This is a genomic window from Pseudoalteromonas phenolica (genome assembly GCF_005886345.1).
In the GTDB taxonomy this organism is placed as follows: domain Bacteria; phylum Pseudomonadota; class Gammaproteobacteria; order Enterobacterales; family Alteromonadaceae; genus Pseudoalteromonas; species Pseudoalteromonas phenolica_A.
The window spans coordinates 259,955-279,593 of record NZ_PNEC01000021.1 but is presented as its reverse complement, the minus strand read 5'-3'; the positions used below and the strand labels follow the sequence as shown (position 1 = coordinate 279,593).

Here is a 19,639-nt window from a genome sequence, read left to right as displayed (position 1 = left end):
CAATTCGATATAGTGTGGTTAGCTTGGTTTCAATTTAACCACACACAACCAAATTACGGCCAGATTGCTTTGCCTTATACATAAGTTCGTCGACTCGAGTGAGTATGGTTGTAAAGTTATGGTCTCTCTTGAATTGCGTTACTCCAAAACTGGCCGATAAAAGCTTATTGTTTGGAAATATAATGGTGTTTAATGTATTTTTGATGTGTTGAGCGATGTTGCAAGCATCTGTTAATGATATGTTTTTGACCACGATAAGAAATTCTTCACCTCCCCAGCGACCATACTGTGCGTAACTAAGTAAAAATTTCCTCATAATGTCTGTTGTTGCCATAAGCATTTCATCACCAAAAGTATGCCCAAATACATCATTGACTCTTTTAAAATGATCAAAATCGAACAGCATAACTGAGAAAGGCATGTCAGTATTTGCTGAATCGTTAATTAGTTCGCGCAAAGAGCGATTTATTTTCCTTCGATTATATAATTTAGTTAACTCGTCAGTGATTGCTTGTCGTTCTAGTTCTGTTGCTTGGTTAAACTCTTCAGTAATTTCTTGAATAAGTCCGACTGTTCGTAGTGGTTGTCCAATGCTATTTGTAAACGTATGACTAAAATGCTTAAAGTGGCGTTCTAATAGTTTATCGTCTAAAAATGTATGAACAATCGCAGGGTGTTCAACGTCTTCAAGTTGGATTAATTGTGTTTCAAGCGCCAAACATTTTTCAGGATCGATTAGATTAACGAACTCATTCCATTTTAATTTACAAGACGTCTTTGTTAACCCCAACATGTTCAATAGCTCGGGAGAGAGGCATACGTCATAGGTGAGGTGATTAAGTTTCCAGGTATCTACCTTCGCGACTTGCTGTATCTTAGACAAGGTAAACTGCTCAAACTGCCTTTGTCTAAGGTCTTTTTTGAGTTGGTGATTCTCCATCTCAAGATTGAGTTGATGTTGGTTAAAACTTGGCTCTATACTCGTCATGTTTGTTACTTTAACTTAACCCAAGTTTCATTTCTGCCAGTTTGGTTCCTTCTAATCTAGCTTTTATCTTTTGATATGCAACTTCTCTAGCTGTTGATATATCGTATGCAAAAGGAGAAAAGCCACAGTCATCTGTAGAGCCCAACTGTTCCACAGGAATATATTTCGCAGCAGTGAGCAATAACTCGTATACCGATTCAGGTGTTTCTATTTCTTTGCTGATAGGGTCTGTCACGCCTATAAAAACTCTTTGGTCTGGTTTTATCACATTTCCGAGTAAATAAAGTGCTTTTTCAGGTTCTTTCTCACCTCTATTTGCAACATAAAAGTTACCCGCATTGATTTCAAATAAAGAGTGTAGTAAATACTTGTAGTCGACTTCTGCACTGTGTGTTGAATCAATATCGGCTCCAGGGCAAGTGTGAACTCCTATACGCGCGATCTCGTCTTGATTGAAATGTGAAAGACATTTTTGATTAAATCGACAAATGAATTGAGTAACTCACCAGAGGGATCTAACTTCAGAGATAACCTTGCTTCTGTGAAATCGATCTGTACTTTGTGTGCTCCAAGCTCTAAACAGCGTGTCACTTCTCCTATGTGCTGTTGAACTAAGTCTTCGATGAATTGTTGATGGTTGTAATCTTTTAAGCCTGTATTCGGATAGACTTAGCATCGAAGGAGGGTCACAGCTTGTTTTACAGGTACGTTTGCGTGTTTTAACGCAAATTGCAAAAACTCATCTGCGGTATGCTCGTATTTAAATGGCGCAATTTTTAGATGGGGGCAAATACGCGAGAGTGACCATCTGAAAAATCAACGAATAAACCTTCGGAGTCGTAGCAACAAGAGTTGTGTAAGCAATAATGCGCAAAGCCATCAAACTTTCGCTGTTCGCCATCACTGATCACATCACAGCCTAAAGCCTCTAAGTCTTTCATTACTTGGATTGTTTCTGACTAGGCGATATCACATAAAGCATCATAACTAAGTTCGCCACATTTAAACAACTTATAGGCATCGATGAGCTCAGCAGTTCTTGGGATCGAACCTATTTGTTCAGAAGGAATTGCTAATTTATCCATGTATAACCTCATTAAAGCACTTCAAGCTAACAGGATTAAAAATATGTTTAAAACAGTTATTGAGCGCATATCTATAAATTTAGATGACTGAGATGAAAGCGCTAGTCGAATGCTTAGTTTTTGAATTTTAATATTGTTAATAGTTAAACAGTGAAATTTTTTATTCGAATGCATGAATGTATGATTATTTTCATAATATTCAATAATAGGTGGTGTTATCGTTACTTTTTAAACATTTTATTAACTTGATTCTTGATTTGTAAATAAAATGCAATTAACTTTAACAAAGTGATTATTACGTTTTTGGAATTGTATATGTTAAATGGATTTAGATTTATTTTACTTATAGGTGTGTTTTTAGCGATAGCTGGTTCAGTACAATCTGGTGATTGGCGTTATTCAATATGGATCTTAATTGCTCTTTTAAGTGTGTTAGGAGTGACGTTTAGAAACCCCAAATCCATACAGACTGCTGAAGAATCAGATAGCCTTAAAGATTCTTTTGTGTTGCTTTTATCTTCTAGCTCTTATTTTTCGGTTAATAAAGAAAAAAGTAGGTCAAGTCACTCACTCAATATAAAACGTTTATAATTTCAATAGTATTCCAACCAACAGTAAGTACACAAAGCCTGGGTTAAAGCTCAGGCTTTTTCTTTTAAATCAATCAATAAAAAATAATTCAAATCTATCTCTTGAAAAAATATGGCTTGGCCCTATTTATTATTGTGAAGGCGCCTTACAGGGTTTTCATCATTTTAAGTAATAGGCTTTCTTGCTCAATAGAGGAGAAGCCATCAAATTTATCGCTTTAAGAGGATATTTATTATGCGTACTGTAGATTTATCACCACTATACCGTTCATTCATCGGCTTTGATCACCTAGCACAGCTAATGGACAATGCTAGCCGCAATGCGAAACAATCAAGCTTCCCACCTTATAATATTGAGCTTCTAGCCGAAGATAAGTATCAAATTACTATGGCTGTTGCTGGTTTTATTGAGTCTGAATTAGAAATTCAAACTGAGAAAAATACATTAGTTGTAAAAGGGCTAAAAGAAACTAAGTCAGTTGATGGTGAGCGTTCATTTATTCATCAAGGTATTGCAGAAAGGAATTTTGAGCACAAATTTCAGTTGGGCGACCATGTGAAAGTCCGTGGAGCCTCATTAGAAAATGGTTTATTGAATATAGCTTTAGAGCGTGAGATCCCCGAGGCAGATAAACCTCGCACGATTGCAATAAATGGTTTGAATCAAGAGCGATTAAAAAGCGCTTAATCTTTTTAAAACATAGTCTCCCAATTAACGGCTTACCTTGGTAAGCCGTTTTAGTAGTTAAAATACCTAAGCTTACAGTAGCTGCTACACTATTCTTAATCGTAGTTTTAAGAAAAGAGAGGGCTATGGATAATTACACAGGTAAAGATTTTTATTGTGACATTGCGCTTGCAGGTAAAGTCGAGTTAGATGTTGTGTTTGAAGACGATCATGTATTAGCTTTTCATCATACCAGGCCTTTTTGGCCAGTTCATATTGTTGTTACTCCCAAAAAGCACATTCCTTCATTCACTGATTTAGGTGAACACGAACCCGAGCAATTAGTACATCTAATGATGGTTGTACAACATATTACACGAGAAGTAGAAAATGAATATGGGGCAGCCAGAGTGCTAACTAATCTTGGTGAGTATCAAGATAGTAAGCACTTGCACTTTCATGTTAATTTTGGGGGGCCTAAATGTTAGCAGTAGACTTTGAAACTTGTTTAAAGCTAGTAAGCTCGTCTAGTAGTTCAAAAATCTCAGGTTCTACATCGGCAATCGTCTGAGTGCGCTTTAAACCAGTTTCGATGGTTTCTGAAAGCAGCTTAAGTTTAGGCACGCCTGTATAGCAACAGGCTCCATGAAATTTGTGTATTACTGAAAGTAATAATGCAAAGTCATTGTTTTCCAGCGCCTGTTCGAGTTGCTCATGGGTGTCAGTTAGACTCTCTAACAACATATTTAGCATCTCTAGTGCTAGGTCGTTCTTACCTCCAGCGTGTCGAAGTGCCAATGGCCAATCTAACAAATGACTTTCAAAAGGGGGCGGACTAATAGGTTGCTCTTGAGTTCTTACTTTATTGTTAGTATTGACATTTGAGTTGCTGTAATCACAAATGGTTTGTTTAAGCATGTCTTCATCAATTGGTTTTGTTAAGTAACCGCTGAAACCATCTTTAAGTAACTGATCTTTTTCACCACTTAATGCGTGTGCAGTCACAGCGATAATAGGTGTATCTTCATTGAGAGAAGAGTCCAATATGGTCTTGCATGCAGTGATACCGTCCATAATGGGCATTTGAATATCCATAAAAATCAAATCATATTTATGTGTTTTACACAGTGCCACAGCTTGTGCACCATTATGCGCGGTATCAATTCCTTCGATTTGCTCTGATAAAAGAGTAGAAAGTAGTTTTAAGTTGGCATCATTATCATCTGCAATAAGTGCTTTCAATGGCAATATAGGTTGGTTATGTTCGTCGGTAGATACATCTGGGTGGTCTAAACGATATGGGGCTGCGAGCATTTCACACAGTTTACGATAATGAAGTGGTTTACTTGCACAAGCATCTGCTCCGCTCCCCACTAATGACTCGCGCATATTATGTGAAATGGTGCTGACCATAAGATATAAATAGTCAGCTAAAGGACGGGCTTTAGCGATATAGTTTTTAAGTACTGGCATTTGTTCTACATCAGCGGTATTGCCGATTAAACATATGTCAAAACTAAAATCTTGTTCTAGTGCTTGATAAAAAGTCTCTTCTGTTAAACATGGTGTTACTTGCATTTGCCATTCATGCAACTGCGCCAGAATTGCGTAATGAGTATGCTCCTGAGGCTCGAAAAATAGAATTCGTTTGTTTTCTATACTGTAGGTTGGTAAATCATTATTGAATGCACGTTTTGGCAATTCAAAAATAGCGTTGAATGTGAAACAGGTTCCTTGCCCGGGAGCTGAATTGAGGCTAATACTACCGCGCATAGCCTCAACAATGTGTTTGGTGATGATAAGGCCAAGACCTGTACCACCAAACTTTCGAGTGATACTTGAATCTGCTTGACCAAATGGGGTGAACAAAGCGTCTTGTTTTTCCATCGCAATCCCCACACCAGTGTCACTGACTGAAACGAGTAATGAGGCATAAGTTTGTTTGATAACCCTGTGCGTGATGTCAATTTTAACCGAGCCTTTTTCAGTAAACTTAATGGCATTACTGATCAGGTTTATTAGCACTTGTTTTAATCGGGTTGGATCTCCGACTAAGTTTTCTGGTACATGTGGGTGGACTGAAATGGATAGTTCAAGCTTTTTCTCATATGCACTTGGTGCTAATAATGTCATTACTTCGCTGATCACTTCCCGTAATGGAAAATGGATGCTTTCTAATTCCATCGCACCCGCTTCTAATTTTGAGAAGTCTAAAATATCACTGATGATAGTCATTAAACTATTCGCAGAAAGCTCAATGGTATCAAGGTATTCTTTTTGATGTTTATTTAGTGGAGTTTTATAAAGTTGCCTTGTGAAACCAATAACACCGTTTAAAGGTGTTCGTAACTCATGACTCATTTTTGCTAAGAAATCAGATTTAACACGGTTGGCATCTTGCGCTTCTTTTTTAGCAATGTTGAGCTGTATATTTTGTGTTTCGTACTGCTCTAGTGTTTCCCTGTAGTCACTGGTAGCTTGGTCGATATGTTTTTGCATTTCGTCGCGCTGGTTTGCCATCGCACCATTGATGGTATGCAGACCTTGACGCAGCAGTTCGAATTCTCCTTGCATTGGTGTTTGAATACCAATGTCTTGTTTACCTTCAACTAATTTATCTGTAGCAAGTAGTAGCTTAGATAGCGGCGCTACCAGTACTTTACTTATCCTTAGCGATAACACGCCACTTAATATTAAGGCGATCACGATAATACTGATGCTCATAATTAAAGTATGCTGTTGAGCAATAACGGCTTGGTCTTGACTCACTTCAATCGCTAATAGAGCCACAGGTGTAGCGTGAGTCTGTTGCCATTGTTCTGCAGGCTGAGAATGAAACTTAACTGGCGTGAAAAATACAAAAGTATCTTCTTTTTTGACCATTTTTGTGTGATGTAAAGTTTGAATATCGCCTTGAAAAGTTAAGTTTTTAAATTGCTCATGATAATTACTGGTTATCAATAATTCTTTGTCAGTGTCAAAAATTGCGATACTTTTTATAAGCGGAGAGTGCTTATTGTGCGTGGTGCTAACAATACGATTAAGTTGGGCTCTATCTTCTCTTAAAACAGGTTGCTCTAATGCGATTGCCAATGGTTCTGAAATACTACTTCCACGTTGGAAGAGAATTTCTTCAAGCTCAACATAACGATTTACTGTAAAATACCCTCCAAGAATTAAACCAATCAACATGGTAGGGATTAAAGTTAGAACGAGAATGCTATCGCGCAGGCCTAATCTGGTCATGAATGAACTATTTCTTATTAATATTCTAGCTTTAAGAGTATCGACTTAGACACGGGTTGGCAAACATTAAGGGGCATTCGTATGGCACAGATATTTCGTGCTAAAAAAACGTCAAATAAAGGCAAAGTACTGACTTTGGATGTAAAGTCACTTGATCATCAAGGTCGAGGTGTTGCAAATCACAATGGCAAGGTGTGTTTTATCGATGGTGCATTACCAAACGAGCAAATAAAAGCGCAAATTCTCGATGAAAAATCAAAGCTCATTGAGGCAAAACAAGTCAAAGTACTTACATCGAGTGAAGAGCGTGTCGCACCTTTTTGTCAGCATTATGGCGTATGCGGCGGGTGTCAGTTGCAGCATTTAAAAGTTGACAGTCAAATCACTTATAAACAACTAGCCGTCAGTAAACTATTTGAAAAGTTTGCTAAAGAAACGCATATAGCTTGGCAGCCAGCTATCATCAGTGATGATAAGCACTACCGTCGCTCAGCCCGAGTAGCTTGTATTGCAGATAAAAAAACGAAGCAATTTAAATTAGGCTTCAGAGCGCAAAAGAGTAAGCAAATAGTAGAAGTAGAAAGTTGCCCAGTTTTAAGTATTGCTTTTAAAGAACTATTTACGCAACTAAGACTTGCCATCACAGACAATGCTAAGCTTCACTCAATTAGTCATGTGCAGCTTTGTAAAGCGGATAACGGTGTGTTTGTACTAATAAGACATACCAAAGCCATTGATGACAATACGAAACAGACATTAGCGACAGCGCTGAACGACTCTGGAGTTCAGCTTTTATGGGATGATGGTAAAACGCCTGTGGCATACGAACAGCTTCCAAATTATCAAGTTGATGGGGTTAAGTTTGGTTTTCAGCTCAATAACTTTATTCAAGTTAATGGTGAAGTAAATGAGAAAATGTTGATGCAATCACTTGATTGGTTAGCGCTCAACGAACAAGACATCGTATTAGATTTGTTTTGCGGTATTGGTAACTTTTCTTTGCTTGCAGCCAAACATGCTAAACGTGTTGTCGGTGTTGAAGGGGTAGACAGTTCAGTACAAAGAGCCAAGTCAAATGCAGCACAAAATCAGCTTGAAAATGTATCTTTTGAATGTTTTGATCTGACGGATGATATCTCAAGTGCCAAGTGGTTCGATAAACATGCCAATGTATTAATTCTAGACCCATCTCGTACTGGTGCTTATGAGGTATTGAAGCAATTACCACTTAAGCAGTTCGAAAAAATCCTCTATGTATCGTGCGATCCAGTTACTTTAGCGAGAGATAGTGCTTTAGTACTTGAAGCTGGCTTCACAATCAGTAAAGTGGGGCTTATGAATATGTTTCCTCACACGGGGCATATAGAGACAATGGCGTTGTTCCAAAGGAGGTAATGCAAATGGTTGCAACCCGCCAATCACATCAAACCCATTTACCAGCCGATTTTTCGGCTCGGCTAGATCTTCTGAATCTGTCAGAAGATAAATTCTCATATTTAGACCGAGCCCATGCTTTATGTCCTTCTGATGTGAATGCAACGACCTTGAATAAAGCCGTTGAGATGGTGGAAATCCTTGCCGAGCTGAATTTTGATCCTGAATCTTTGGCATCCGCTTATTTAACGCCTTATTTTCTTGAAGAGTTAATCAGTTTTGACAATGTAAAAGAAGAGCTCGGCGACAACGTTGCTTTACTGTTACAGGGCGTTGAGCAAATGGCGACGATCAGTACTTTGGCACATCAAGGTAAAGGTAATGTACAGATAGATAACATTCGCCGCATGTTATTAGCCATGGTAGAAGATGTTCGTGCCGTTGTTATTAAATTAGCCGAACAAATTTGCCATTTACGTGAGGTAAAAAACGCGGATGAAGAAGAGCGTGTGGTAACAGCAAAAGCCACTGCAAATATTTTCGCCCCACTTGCTAATCGTTTAGGTATAGGCCAGCTAAAGTGGGAACTCGAGGACTTATCATTCCGATATTTGCATCCAGAAACTTATAAGCGAATAGCAAAGCAGTTGTCTGATAAGCGTTTAGACCGTGAATCCTATATGGAAAATATGGTCAGCCTAGTGTCTAGCAAGCTTGCAGAAGCAGGCGTGAAAGCACAGGTTTATGGTCGTCCGAAGCACATTTACAGCATCTATAAAAAGATGTCGCAAAAGAACTATGAATTTGATCAGCTTTTCGACATTCGCGCTATGCGTATTGTGGTGGATGAAATTCAAGACTGTTATGCAGCGCTAGGTATTGTGCATACAAATTGGCGACATCTACCAAAAGAGTTCGATGATTACGTTGCCACACCAAAACAAAACGGTTACCAGTCTATTCATACTGTGGTGTTTGGTCCAGAAGGTAAAACAGTCGAGATCCAAATTCGTACTGAAGAAATGCACCAAGATGCTGAGCTAGGTGTTGCAGCGCACTGGATGTACAAAGAAGGTGCTTTACCTGGGCGTGGCTCAGGTTATGAGCAGAAAATTAGCTGGTTGCGTAAGCTTCTTCAATGGCAAGAAGAAGTGGTTGATGGCAGTGACTTAGCCGATGAATTGAAAAACCAAGTGGTTGAAGACAGGGTTTACGTGTTTACACCTAAAGGTGATATCTTTGACTTGCCACTTGGAGCTACGCCACTCGACTTTGCCTATTATATTCACTCTAATGTCGGCCACCGCTGCGTGGGTGCTAAAGTGTTCGGTAAGATAGTCCCGTTTACTTATAAGCTTAAAACTGGCGATCAGGTTGAAATCTTAACCCAGAAAAATCCGGCGCCAAGTCGTGATTGGTTAAGCCCAAGCCTAGGTTATATTTTCTCATCGCGTGCTCGTAGCAAAATCCATCACTGGTTTAAGCAGCAAGACAGAGATAAAAACCTACAAGCGGGTAAAGAGATGCTAGACTCGCATTTGTCGAAACTAGATCTTACCTATAAAGATTTAGAGCCAGCGGTTGAGCGTTTTAACTTTAGAGAGCTTGACGACTTAATGGTGGCATTGGGGGCGGGTGATGTACGCATCAACCAATTCTTAAACTTCATTCAAGCTAAGCCAGAGCCTGAAGATACGCTCAAAATTACTTCTCGCAAAAAGGTGAAAGGTGACAAAAACGGTATCGTGGTCGATGGTGTGGGTAGCCTACTGAGTCATGTCGCCAAATGTTGTCAGCCTGTTCCGGGCGATGAAATTGTTGGTTATATCACCCAAGGCCGTGGCATAGCTGTACACCGTAGCGATTGTGAATCGTTTGCGCATATTTGCGAGCAACATCCTGAGCGCGAAATTGCCGTCAGTTGGTCAGATGACATCAAGTCATCTTATGCGTTGAACTTAAGAATTGAAGCGCAAGACAGACAAGGCCTTATTCGTGATATCAGCTCAGTGTTGGCCAATGAAAAAGTGAATGTATTAAACATGAACTTACAAACTAACTATGAGCAAAATACTGCTGTATTCCTTATGCAAATAGAGGTTTCTAATCTGTCTTCAATGAATCGCTTGATCACTAAGCTGGTTCAAATTGACGGCGTGTTTGAAGCTAAGCGACAGCATTAATCGCTAAAAATATCAATTTAATAAAGTCGGCATTAGCCGACTTTATTGTTTTAAAAATAAGTGTTTAAAATGAATCAAACTGAAATCGATAAATTGCTCAACATCATGCAAACACTTCGTGATCCTAAAAAAGGGTGCGATTGGGATAAAGCACAAACATTTAAAACTATTGTGCCGCATACTCTAGAAGAGGCCTATGAAGTGGCTGATGCCATAGAGCGCAATAATATGGTCGATCTCAAAGATGAGTTGGGTGACTTGTTGTTCCAAGTTATTTTTTATGCGCAAATGGCGAAAGAACAGGGTAAGTTTGATTTCAACGAGGTTGTTGAGAGTTTAAACAACAAGCTGGTTCGCAGGCACCCTCATGTATTTTCAGAGCAAAAAACATTAACCGATGAAGAGCTCGAGCAACAATGGCAGGCGATTAAAGATCAAGAAAAAGCCGCAAAGGCGAACTCATCTGAGCAAACTCTATGGCATGACATTCCAAAAGTGCTCCCTGCATTAACGCGTGCCAAAAAAGTACAAAAACGCGCTGCAAATCTGGGCTTTGATTGGCCAGATTACCATGGGGCACTTGAAAAAGTATCTGAGGAAGTGGCTGAAGTGAGCGAAGCACTAGCAGAAAACCCTCATTCCGATCACTCAGCTGAAGAAATCGGTGATTTATTGTTTGCGACAGTCAATGTGGCTCGTCATGCTAAACACGACCCCGAACAAATACTGAGAAACGCGACTGATAAATTTGTAGGCAGATTTGCCCAAGTTGAAGCCGTACTTAAACAACAAGGCAAGAGTTTAGACTCGTCAAGCCTTGAAGAAATGGATGAGGCTTGGGAACTTGTGAAGAAAAGCGCAAAAGAATAAGACGGTATTAGGTAAACAATAACGACGATTTTTTGAGGTCTTACTTGTGACTATTTAAAGCCCTTAAGCTAAATTTTTGTGGATTGATGTTAAGTGCTTTGCTATACTATCGCCCCGTCTTGATTCTTATTTAAAATTCCATTTTCCTGATATTCTAGGGTTCGCATGAGTACAAAATTTATCTTCGTAACGGGCGGGGTTGTTTCGTCTTTGGGTAAAGGTATTGCCGCAGCATCGTTGGCAGCAATATTAGAAGCCCGTGGCTTAAACGTAACTATTCTTAAGCTGGATCCTTATATCAATGTGGATCCGGGTACAATGAGCCCAATTCAGCACGGTGAAGTTTATGTAACTGAAGACGGTGCTGAAACTGACCTAGACTTAGGTCATTACGAGCGTTTCATTCGCACCAAAATGACAAAGCGCAACAACTTCACACAAGGTCGTGTTTTTGAAGACGTGCTTCGTCGTGAGCGTAAAGGTGAATACCTAGGCGCGACAATTCAGGTAATTCCACACATCACTAATGACATCAAGCGCCGCGTAATTGAAGGTGCAGAAGGTTATGACATCGCGATCGTTGAGATTGGCGGTACTGTAGGTGATATCGAGTCACAACCGTTCTTAGAAGCGATTCGTCAGCTTGGTACAGAACTGGGTCGTGAACACGCATTATTCATGCACTTAACGTTAGTACCATTCCTTGGTGCTGCTGGTGAAGTTAAAACTAAGCCAACTCAGCACTCAGTAAAAGAACTTCGTTCTATTGGTATTCAGCCAGATATTTTAGTTTGTCGTTCTAACTGTAAGCTGCCAGCTAACGAACGTGCAAAGATCGCACTTTTCACTAACGTAGAAGAAAAAGCGGTTATTTCACTGCAAGACGTAGACAGCATCTATAAGATCCCTGCGTTATTAAAATCACAAGATTTAGATAACCTAGTGTGCCGTCGTTTCTACATTGAAGCACCTGAGGCTGATTTAGCTGAGTGGGAACAGGTTCTTTATCAAGAGTCTAACCCAACTGGTGAAGTGACAATTGGTATGGTTGGTAAGTACATTGAACTACCAGATGCATACAAATCAGTAAATGAAGCGTTAAAGCATGCGGGTCTTAAAAACCGTGTAACAGTAAACATTCAATACGTTGATTCACAAGATATCGAAAGCAAAGGTGTTGAGTTATTACAAGACCTAGACGCTATTTTAGTACCAGGTGGCTTCGGTGGCCGTGGTGTAGAAGGTAAAATTTTAGCGGCAAAATATGCGCGTGAGAACAAAGTACCTTACCTTGGTATCTGCTTAGGTATGCAGGTTGCGCTAATTGAATATGCACGAAACGTTGCAGGTCTTGAAGGTGCAAACTCAACAGAATTCGACGCAGAATCTGCTCACCCAGTTGTTGGTCTAATCACAGAGTGGTTAGATTCAGAAGGTAACGTGGAAGTACGTGATGAAGCGTCTGACTTAGGTGGCACAATGCGTCTAGGTGCACAGCTTTGTCACTTAAAAGAAGGTTCAAAAGTTCGTGAAGTGTATGGCAATGCTGAAATCACTGAACGTCACCGTCACCGTTATGAAGTGAACAACAATTATATCGAGCGTCTTGAAAAAGCGGGCCTACACTTCACAGGCTTGTCTGAAGATAAGAAGCTAGTTGAAATTATCGAAAATAAAGATCACCCTTGGTTCATTGCAGCTCAGTTCCACCCTGAGTTCACCTCGACGCCTCGTGATGGTCACCCGTTATTTGAAGGTTTTGTGGGTGCAGCGTTTGCACACCAGAAAGCAGAAAAATAACTTGAAGAAGCCGTGCGTTTGCACGGCTTTTTTGTCTCTAAACCGACTACATGGATTTTGTTATATTCGGTGAGTAATAAACATTGCTGTGCAGCGTTACTTTTATTCAATTTAAACAATGCAGACCAATGGTTATTATGGGGTTTAATAAAACTGTTATTTAATCCCATACAGGAAAATAGCTATCAATAAAACATTATCACCACTATGGGAATAAGAGGAATCAAGATGTCAAAAATCGTTAAAGTGATTGGTCGTGAGGTAATGGACTCTCGCGGTAACCCAACCGTTGAAGCTGATGTACATTTAGAGTCAGGCGCTTGGGGCCGTGCGTGTGCACCATCAGGTGCGTCTACTGGTACTCGCGAAGCACTTGAGTTACGTGATGGTGATAAGTCACGCTACCTAGGTAAAGGCGTACTTACTGCTGTTAACTACATTAATAACGACATCGCATCAGCACTAGCTGGTAAAGACGCGACAGAGCAACGTGTTATCGATCAAATCATGATCGACTTAGACGGTACTGAAAACAAAGAAAAATTAGGTGCAAACGCGATCCTAGCTGTATCTCTAGCCGTAGCTAAAGCAGCAGCAGAAGATAAAGGTGTTGCGTTATACGAGCACATCGCTGACATCAACGGTACTTCAGGTAAGTACTCAATGCCAGTACCTATGATGAACATCATCAACGGTGGTGAGCACGCTGATAACAACGTTGATATTCAAGAGTTCATGATCCAGCCGGTTGGCGCGTCAAGCTTCCGTGAAGCACTTCGAATGGGTGCTGAAATCTTCCACAGCCTTAAGAAAGTACTTAATGCACGTGGTCTTAACACGGCAGTAGGTGATGAAGGTGGTTTTGCACCAGACCTTAAGTCAAACGAAGAAGCACTAGAAGTAATCGCTGAAGCTGTTGCTGCTGCAGGTTACGAGCTAAACAAAGACATCACACTTGCACTAGACTGTGCGGCGTCAGAGTTCTATGTTGACGGCAAATATGACCTGAAAGGTGAAGGTAAAGCATTCGACTCTGAAGGCTTCGCAGACTTCTTAGCAGACCTAGCTGCTCGTTACCCAATTGTTTCAATCGAAGACGGTCTTGACGAAAGTGACTGGGCTGGTTGGAAAGTATTAACTGACAAGATTGGTGACAAGGTTCAGCTTGTTGGTGACGATTTGTTCGTAACGAACACTAAGATCCTTAAGCGTGGTATCGATGAAAACATCGGTAACTCAATCCTTATCAAGTTTAACCAAATTGGTTCACTTACAGAAACACTTGAAGCAATTGCAATGGCACATGAAGCTGGCTTCACTGCGGTTATCTCTCACCGTTCAGGTGAAACTGAAGATGCGACTATCGCTGATTTAGCAGTTGCAACCTCTGCAGGCCAGATCAAGACTGGTTCACTATGTCGTTCAGACCGTGTAGCTAAATACAACCAACTTCTTCGTATTGAAGAAGCACTAGGTGACAAAGCTGTTTACAACGGTCGTAGCGAAATCAAAGGTCAGTAATTTTTAACTGATTTTATAAAAGCCGCCTAAAAAGGCGGCTTTTTTGTGCCTGTGTTTTATACATTTCGCTTTTCTGCTTGCCTATTTATTTCTATTGAATAAAGTAATTAAAGAATAACGATAAATAGAGCCTGTTTTGAACGTTTTCAATAAAGCCCATCTCACAGAAAACAGCCCATTGGAACTAGAATCTTCGGCTTTTAAAAGGTTGTCTAAGCAATTTTGGAGCTTACAGATAGGCGGCTGGCTTGGTTACATGCTTGTGGTATTTATTGCCATTATTCGCCCGCAATTTGATTCTCCCGACTTTAACTTAGTTGGTCAGATAATTAACTTAATTGTCGAAACACTCAGTGGTTTTTGCCTCTCTTTATTGCAGTGGTTGTTTATTCAAAGAGTCATTCATAATACTTTGAAGCAAACTTTAATAATGAGCTTTTCATCGGCTGCAGTGCTTGGTTTACTTTATAATATTATTAAGTTAGGTAGTTACAAAGTAATAGTACATAGCCAGCAATGGAATGAAGCATGGAACATGCTTGAATTCGGTGGTTGGTTATTGTTCTCTTTAGCAACCATGTTTGTGTGGACATCAATCTTCTTCATCATGCTTTATAACAGCAAGCTACAAAGAGAGCATGAGCAATTATTAAGAGCGCAGACTTTGGCAAAAGACGCGCAACTTGAAATGCTAAGATATCAGCTTAATCCGCATTTTATGTTTAATACAATGAATGCGATATCGACGCTGATTTTAAAAGAAGAAAATGACACAGCATCAGAGATGCTAGACAAATTATGCGACTTTTTTCGTCACTCGTTAGAAGCGACTAAGCAAAATAAGAGCACGCTAAAGGATGAGCTTGACTTGCTAGAACTCTATTTATCAATTGAAAAAGTCCGTTTTGGTAAACGCCTCAGAGTAAACTTTGACATCGATAAAGACGTAATACACTGTGTTATGCCCAATATGCTTTGTCAGCCAATTATCGAAAATGCGGTTAAGTATGCGGTAGAGCCAAGTAAAGAAGGCGCTGAGATCACTTTTAAGGCATATAAAAGCGACGAGTGTTTAATCATTAAAATAACGGATACGGGCCAAACTGCAAAAGAATTACAAAGTAAAGGGTTTGGTATCGGTTTACAAAATACACGCTCAAGACTAGATGTGATGTTCAACGGCGAGTGCGAGGTGACTTTGACACCTAATCAAGAAAGAGGAAATACAGTGACCATGACGATGCCTTATGAGGTGAATAATGACTAAACAATTAACGGCTGTCATTGTTGATGATGAACCATTGGCCCTTGAGGGGCTCAGTCTCCGTCTGGCGAAAATTCCTGAAATAATAGTAATTGGGCAGGCTGAAAATGGCGATGATGCAATCAAACTTTGCCAAACTTTAGAGCCAGATGTGTTATTTCTTGACTTACAGCTACCCGGGTTGAATGGCATTGAAGTCGTGCAAGCGATGCAAGCCGATACACTGCCAATGATCGTCTTTGTTAGTGCCTACAGTGAGTATGCCATTGAAGCATTTGAACTTAATGCCATTGATTATGTGCTTAAGCCGGCAAATTTGGGTCGCTTGCAAAAAACTGTATCGAGAATACTTGAACGAAAAAATCCCCATCAAGCAGAAAAAGAAAAATTTAAACTGCTTAATGCGCTAGGAGAGACGTCAGGTATAGAAGTGAGTGAATTAGAGGAATGGCTTGAAACCGATGAACCGCTTCCCACCGCTATCAATCAAGAGATAGTGATAAAGAACAGTGATAATGAAAAAGTGCTCGTCCCAGTTAAAGAAATCAAATGGGTAGATGCGGCAGGTGATTATATGTGTGTCCACACCGAAAAAGACACTCATGTGCTACGTATCACTATGAAGAAATTACAGTCATTATTAGATGAAAAACAGTTCGCACGAATTCATAAATCTACCATAGTTAATTTAAACCACGTCATAAGCATAAAGCCGCTTCGAAATAACGAGAGTATAGTCACTTTGAATGATGATATTGAGTTAAAAGTTAGCAGAAATTACAGCCCTGTGTTGCAAAATTTTATTGCTGAAAAACCAGTCATAAATTAAACCTGAAACAATATTGACCCTACATTTATTTCTCAGTTGCATCAGATCAAAGCAATTCATCAAAAAAGTGCGCCAGCATGGCGCATGACCCGAATATAAAAACACCTCATTAACCCAAGCAACAAAAGGCTTGCATATTTCATCGTAAATTTGTTTCGCTTTGTCGCGCACTATTTTGATGCATGGCACGGGCGTCTCAGCTCTATTTCATGATACCGAATCTGCATTGTAACAATAAGGTTAATGGAACAGGATAAAGTCAGGCGCAGTTTACTTGCTTGTCTGTTTACTGCACACCAGGCGCAGTTTACTTGCTTGTCTGTTTACTGCACACCATGCGCAATTTGTGAGAGATCATTAATAATTAACCTGAGCTTCGGATAAATAATAATTCTCTAGCTAGACGAGAAAGTAAGGTAAAAAATTTTAACAACAAATGTTTATCTTATTTCTTATCCCAACCTCAGGCTATAAATGACAACGGGTCTCATGAATTGTTATGACAACAAAGTCGCATATTTGGAACACACATTATGATAAAAGTTGCAAAGCATTTTTCACATGTTGGTGCCTTAATCGCAGTATCTACCTTAGTGGGATGCGGCGGTGGTGCTGAGACGAAAACAGATCCGACACTAATTAATCCTCAAGCTCCAGTGAGTGACTGGCAGTTGGTTTGGAGTGATGAGTTTGATGGCACATCAATCGATGGTCAAAAATGGACTCATGAGGTTAATTGTTTAGGCGGTGGTAACGCCGAGAAACAGTGCTACACAGAAGATGAAGCAAATTCATTTGTCAGTGACGGTACACTGAAAATTGTTGCATTACCTGCCGCTGAAGGTGCTCAACAGCCTTATACCTCAGCAAGAATGGTTACCAAAAATAAAGCTGATTTTAAATATGGCCGCTTTGAGATCCGTGCAAAGTTACCAAGTGGTCAAGGCAGTTGGCCGGCATTTTGGTTGCTTCCTACTGATGAAGTGTATGGTGGTTGGCCGAAATCTGGCGAAATAGACATAGTTGAAGCGGTAAATTTAAAAGCCAAAGATGCCGAGGGCAACCCTGAGAGTCACGTATATGGCACGTTGCATTATGGTAAAGATTGGCCAGATAATGTGAATTCAGGCAAAGCGTACAAATTACCAGATGGTGCTAACCCAGCTGATGATTTCCATACGTATGCAATCGAGTGGCAAGAAGGAGAAATACGTTGGTATGTAGATGATTATCTATATGCAACACAGCGTCGTTCTGAAATTCGAACTAATTCAAAGGGCGAAACTGTTGGTTTAAAACATCGTGGTTGGTTTGCTGAGTATTTTGACCAAGTAAGTGGTGAGCTAACGACACATTATGGTGATGCACCATATGACCAAGAATTTCATATGTTATTGAACTTTGCGGTAGGTGGTAACTGGCCAGAAAACGTCAATGAAACGGATGTTGATCCTACAGCGTTTGCGAATGGCCAAACATTCGAAATCGATTTTGTACGTGTTTATCAATGTCAGCAGAACCTTGATACAGGTAAAGGCTGCGAAACAGTTCGTGCTGGTTATGACTCATTGGAAGATGCGCTTGTAGAGGGTAAAGCGCCCATTCCTTCTCCGCCATCAACAGGTGTTGCTCAAAATTTAACGATTTTTGATGGTTCGTTTAATCCTAATTGGCCTGCATGGGATTGCTGTGGCGGCTCAACACCACAGATTGTTGTAGATGAAACTAAAGGTGATGTGGTTGAGTTTGTTGTTGGTGCTGCGCCGACTGTAAATGGCTTTATTACTCGTGAGGAATTCATTACTGATGAAGCGGGTAAACCTTCGCCATTTGATGCATCTCCTATGATTGAAACAGGCCAACTTAGTTTCGATATGAAAATCGTGACAGCACCGAATAATGCAGATTCGACTTGGATGCTTAAGATAGAAAGCTCAGAAGGTACAACCGCCGTCGAAATCCCTCTTTCGCAAAATATATCAGGTACTGAACCTGTTGTTGGGCAGTGGCAAACCTTCGAATTTTCTCTTCAAGCATTAGCAGATGGTGGCCTTGATTTAAGTGCTATCGATGTGGTGATGATCTTTCCTACCTGGGGCTCCGGCGAAGGTGCACAGTATCGTGTAGCTAATTTAAAAATTGAGGATTCAGGCGCTGTTGCTTCACCTAAGCTAACAATTTTTGAAAATGATCAAAATCCGAGCTGGCCGTTATGGGACTGTTGTGGTGGTTCAACACCTACTGTTGAACTAGACGATGATGCGCATGGTAATGTAGCTGAATTTAAGATTGGTGATGCACCGACGGTAATGGGCTTTATTTCTCGCACTGACAATGTACTGGATGGCGGTGCTGTAAGTCCTTTCGATGCAACGTCAATTCTGTCTAATGGTGTGATTGAATTTGAGATGAAGATCACCAATGCACCTGACAACACTGAGGCCCCTTGGCTATTTAAAGTCGAGTCGGTGGATGCAGCTTCTTTTGCCGAAGTTGATTTATCAACCAGTGTTGAGCAAGCAGCACCTGTTGTAGGCGAGTGGCAAAAATACACATTTAAGCTATCTGATTTAGCGAATGCGGGTTTAGATGTAAGCGCAATAGACGTGTTAATGATTTTCCCTGCATGGGGTCAAGGTGCTGGTGCGATTTATCGTGTTGATAATGTGAAAATCTACGATCCTAATGCATCTGATGCATTCATGGGCCATGTATTATTTGCTGATGATGTGAAAGAGAAATGGTCACTGTGGGACTGCTGTGGCGGTTCAACACCAACACTCGAAAACGACGATACAGCGCATGGTATGACAGCAGAGTTTAAAGTGGGTGCAGAGCCTACTGTAATGGGTTTATTTGCTGAAGATGAGCACTTTATTGATGCATCAGCACTATTTGAAACTGGCGTAGTGCAGTTTGATCTAAAAGTAGTGACAGCGCCAAATAATGCTGACGCAGCTTGGTTATTCAAAATTGAATCTCTGGGTGCTAGCAGCTTTGCTGAATTACTTTTAAGCGCAAGTCAAGAAGGCAAAGCACCAGTTGTCGGTGAATGGCAAACCTATACTTATTCTTTAAAAGAATTATCAGATGCTGGTTTAGATATCAGTGCCATCGATATCTTAATGTTCTTCCCTGCTTGGGGAGCGGGAGAGGGTGCGGTCTATCGCGTAGATAACGTGATGATCAAAGCACTTTAACACTAACCGATAAGGTAGAGCG

The 19,639-nt window shown here is 40.3% G+C and carries 16 protein-coding genes; 11 read left to right on the top strand and 5 right to left on the bottom strand.

Annotated elements, in window-relative coordinates; genetic code table 11:
* Window positions 1–34: 34 nt before the first annotated feature.
* The 4 genes from CWB72_RS10930 to CWB72_RS21025 form a co-directional block, all read right to left on the bottom strand.
* Window positions 35–988: a GGDEF domain-containing protein gene (locus CWB72_RS10930; protein WP_138631326.1), complete on the bottom strand. Its 954-nt coding sequence runs from the start codon at window positions 986–988 to the stop codon at window positions 35–37.
* Window positions 989–998: 10 nt separating this feature from the next.
* On the bottom strand, window positions 999–1,223 hold the full coding sequence (locus CWB72_RS20730) for a hypothetical protein (RefSeq protein ID WP_212747886.1): 225 nt from the start codon (window positions 1,221–1,223) through the stop codon (window positions 999–1,001).
* A 541-nt stretch (window positions 1,224–1,764) separates the two neighbouring features.
* Window positions 1,765–1,929: a hypothetical protein gene (locus tag CWB72_RS20725; RefSeq protein WP_212747885.1), complete on the bottom strand. Its 165-nt coding sequence runs from the start codon at window positions 1,927–1,929 to the stop codon at window positions 1,765–1,767.
* Between the two features lie 18 nt (window positions 1,930–1,947).
* Window positions 1,948–2,073 (bottom strand): hypothetical protein, encoded by a 126-nt coding sequence (locus CWB72_RS21025; protein WP_289508447.1) that lies wholly within the window; start codon window positions 2,071–2,073, stop codon window positions 1,948–1,950.
* A gap of 315 nt (window positions 2,074–2,388) precedes the next feature.
* Here CWB72_RS21025 and CWB72_RS10920 point away from each other — a divergent pair, with 315 nt between their 5' ends.
* The 3 genes from CWB72_RS10920 to CWB72_RS10910 all read left to right on the top strand — a co-directional run bounded on the left by CWB72_RS10920 (window position 2,389) and on the right by CWB72_RS10910 (window position 3,818).
* Window positions 2,389–2,664 carry a hypothetical protein gene (locus tag CWB72_RS10920; protein WP_138631324.1) on the top strand — a complete coding sequence of 92 codons (276 nt, stop codon included), beginning with the start codon at window positions 2,389–2,391 and terminating at the stop codon, window positions 2,662–2,664.
* 234 nt (window positions 2,665–2,898) lie between these two features.
* Window positions 2,899–3,351, top strand: a complete 453-nt coding sequence (locus CWB72_RS10915) for an Hsp20 family protein (RefSeq protein WP_130254521.1) — start codon at window positions 2,899–2,901, stop codon at window positions 3,349–3,351.
* Window positions 3,352–3,476: 125 nt separating this feature from the next.
* Entirely contained in the window at window positions 3,477–3,818 is a 342-nt protein-coding gene (locus CWB72_RS10910; protein WP_138631322.1) for an HIT domain-containing protein, read from the top strand.
* Here CWB72_RS10910 and barA read toward each other — a convergent pair.
* Window positions 3,808–6,576: a two-component sensor histidine kinase BarA gene (barA, locus tag CWB72_RS10905; protein WP_138631320.1), complete on the bottom strand. Its 2,769-nt coding sequence runs from the start codon at window positions 6,574–6,576 to the stop codon at window positions 3,808–3,810. The genes CWB72_RS10910 and barA overlap by 11 nt on opposite strands.
* Window positions 6,577–6,657: 81 nt before the next feature.
* Between barA and rlmD the strand changes: the two genes are divergently transcribed.
* From rlmD to CWB72_RS10865, 8 genes are all read left to right on the top strand, one after another.
* Window positions 6,658–7,971 carry a 23S rRNA (uracil(1939)-C(5))-methyltransferase RlmD gene (gene rlmD / locus CWB72_RS10900; RefSeq protein WP_138631318.1) on the top strand — a complete coding sequence of 438 codons (1,314 nt, stop codon included), beginning with the start codon at window positions 6,658–6,660 and terminating at the stop codon, window positions 7,969–7,971.
* Window positions 7,972–7,976: 5 nt separating this feature from the next.
* A complete protein-coding gene (relA, locus tag CWB72_RS10895) occupies window positions 7,977–10,133 on the top strand; it encodes a GTP diphosphokinase (protein ID WP_138631316.1) in 2,157 nt (718 codons plus the stop codon).
* A 69-nt stretch (window positions 10,134–10,202) separates the two neighbouring features.
* Entirely contained in the window at window positions 10,203–11,003 is an 801-nt protein-coding gene (mazG, locus tag CWB72_RS10890; protein WP_138631314.1) for a nucleoside triphosphate pyrophosphohydrolase, read from the top strand.
* A 165-nt stretch (window positions 11,004–11,168) separates the two neighbouring features.
* Entirely contained in the window at window positions 11,169–12,803 is a 1,635-nt protein-coding gene (locus CWB72_RS10885; protein WP_058030295.1) for a CTP synthase, read from the top strand.
* A 228-nt stretch (window positions 12,804–13,031) separates the two neighbouring features.
* Window positions 13,032–14,324, top strand: a complete 1,293-nt coding sequence (gene eno, locus CWB72_RS10880; protein WP_130254514.1) for a phosphopyruvate hydratase — start codon at window positions 13,032–13,034, stop codon at window positions 14,322–14,324.
* A gap of 136 nt (window positions 14,325–14,460) precedes the next feature.
* Window positions 14,461–15,591, top strand: coding sequence for a sensor histidine kinase (locus tag CWB72_RS10875; RefSeq protein ID WP_138631312.1), 1,131 nt, complete (start codon window positions 14,461–14,463; stop codon window positions 15,589–15,591).
* Window positions 15,584–16,417 carry a LytR/AlgR family response regulator transcription factor gene (locus CWB72_RS10870; protein WP_138631310.1) on the top strand — a complete coding sequence of 278 codons (834 nt, stop codon included), beginning with the start codon at window positions 15,584–15,586 and terminating at the stop codon, window positions 16,415–16,417. The genes CWB72_RS10875 and CWB72_RS10870 overlap by 8 nt, the downstream gene beginning before the upstream one ends.
* A 533-nt stretch (window positions 16,418–16,950) precedes the next feature.
* A complete protein-coding gene (locus tag CWB72_RS10865; protein WP_138631308.1) occupies window positions 16,951–19,617 on the top strand; it encodes a glycoside hydrolase family 16 protein in 2,667 nt (888 codons plus the stop codon).
* The last annotated feature ends 22 nt before the right edge of the window (window positions 19,618–19,639 follow it).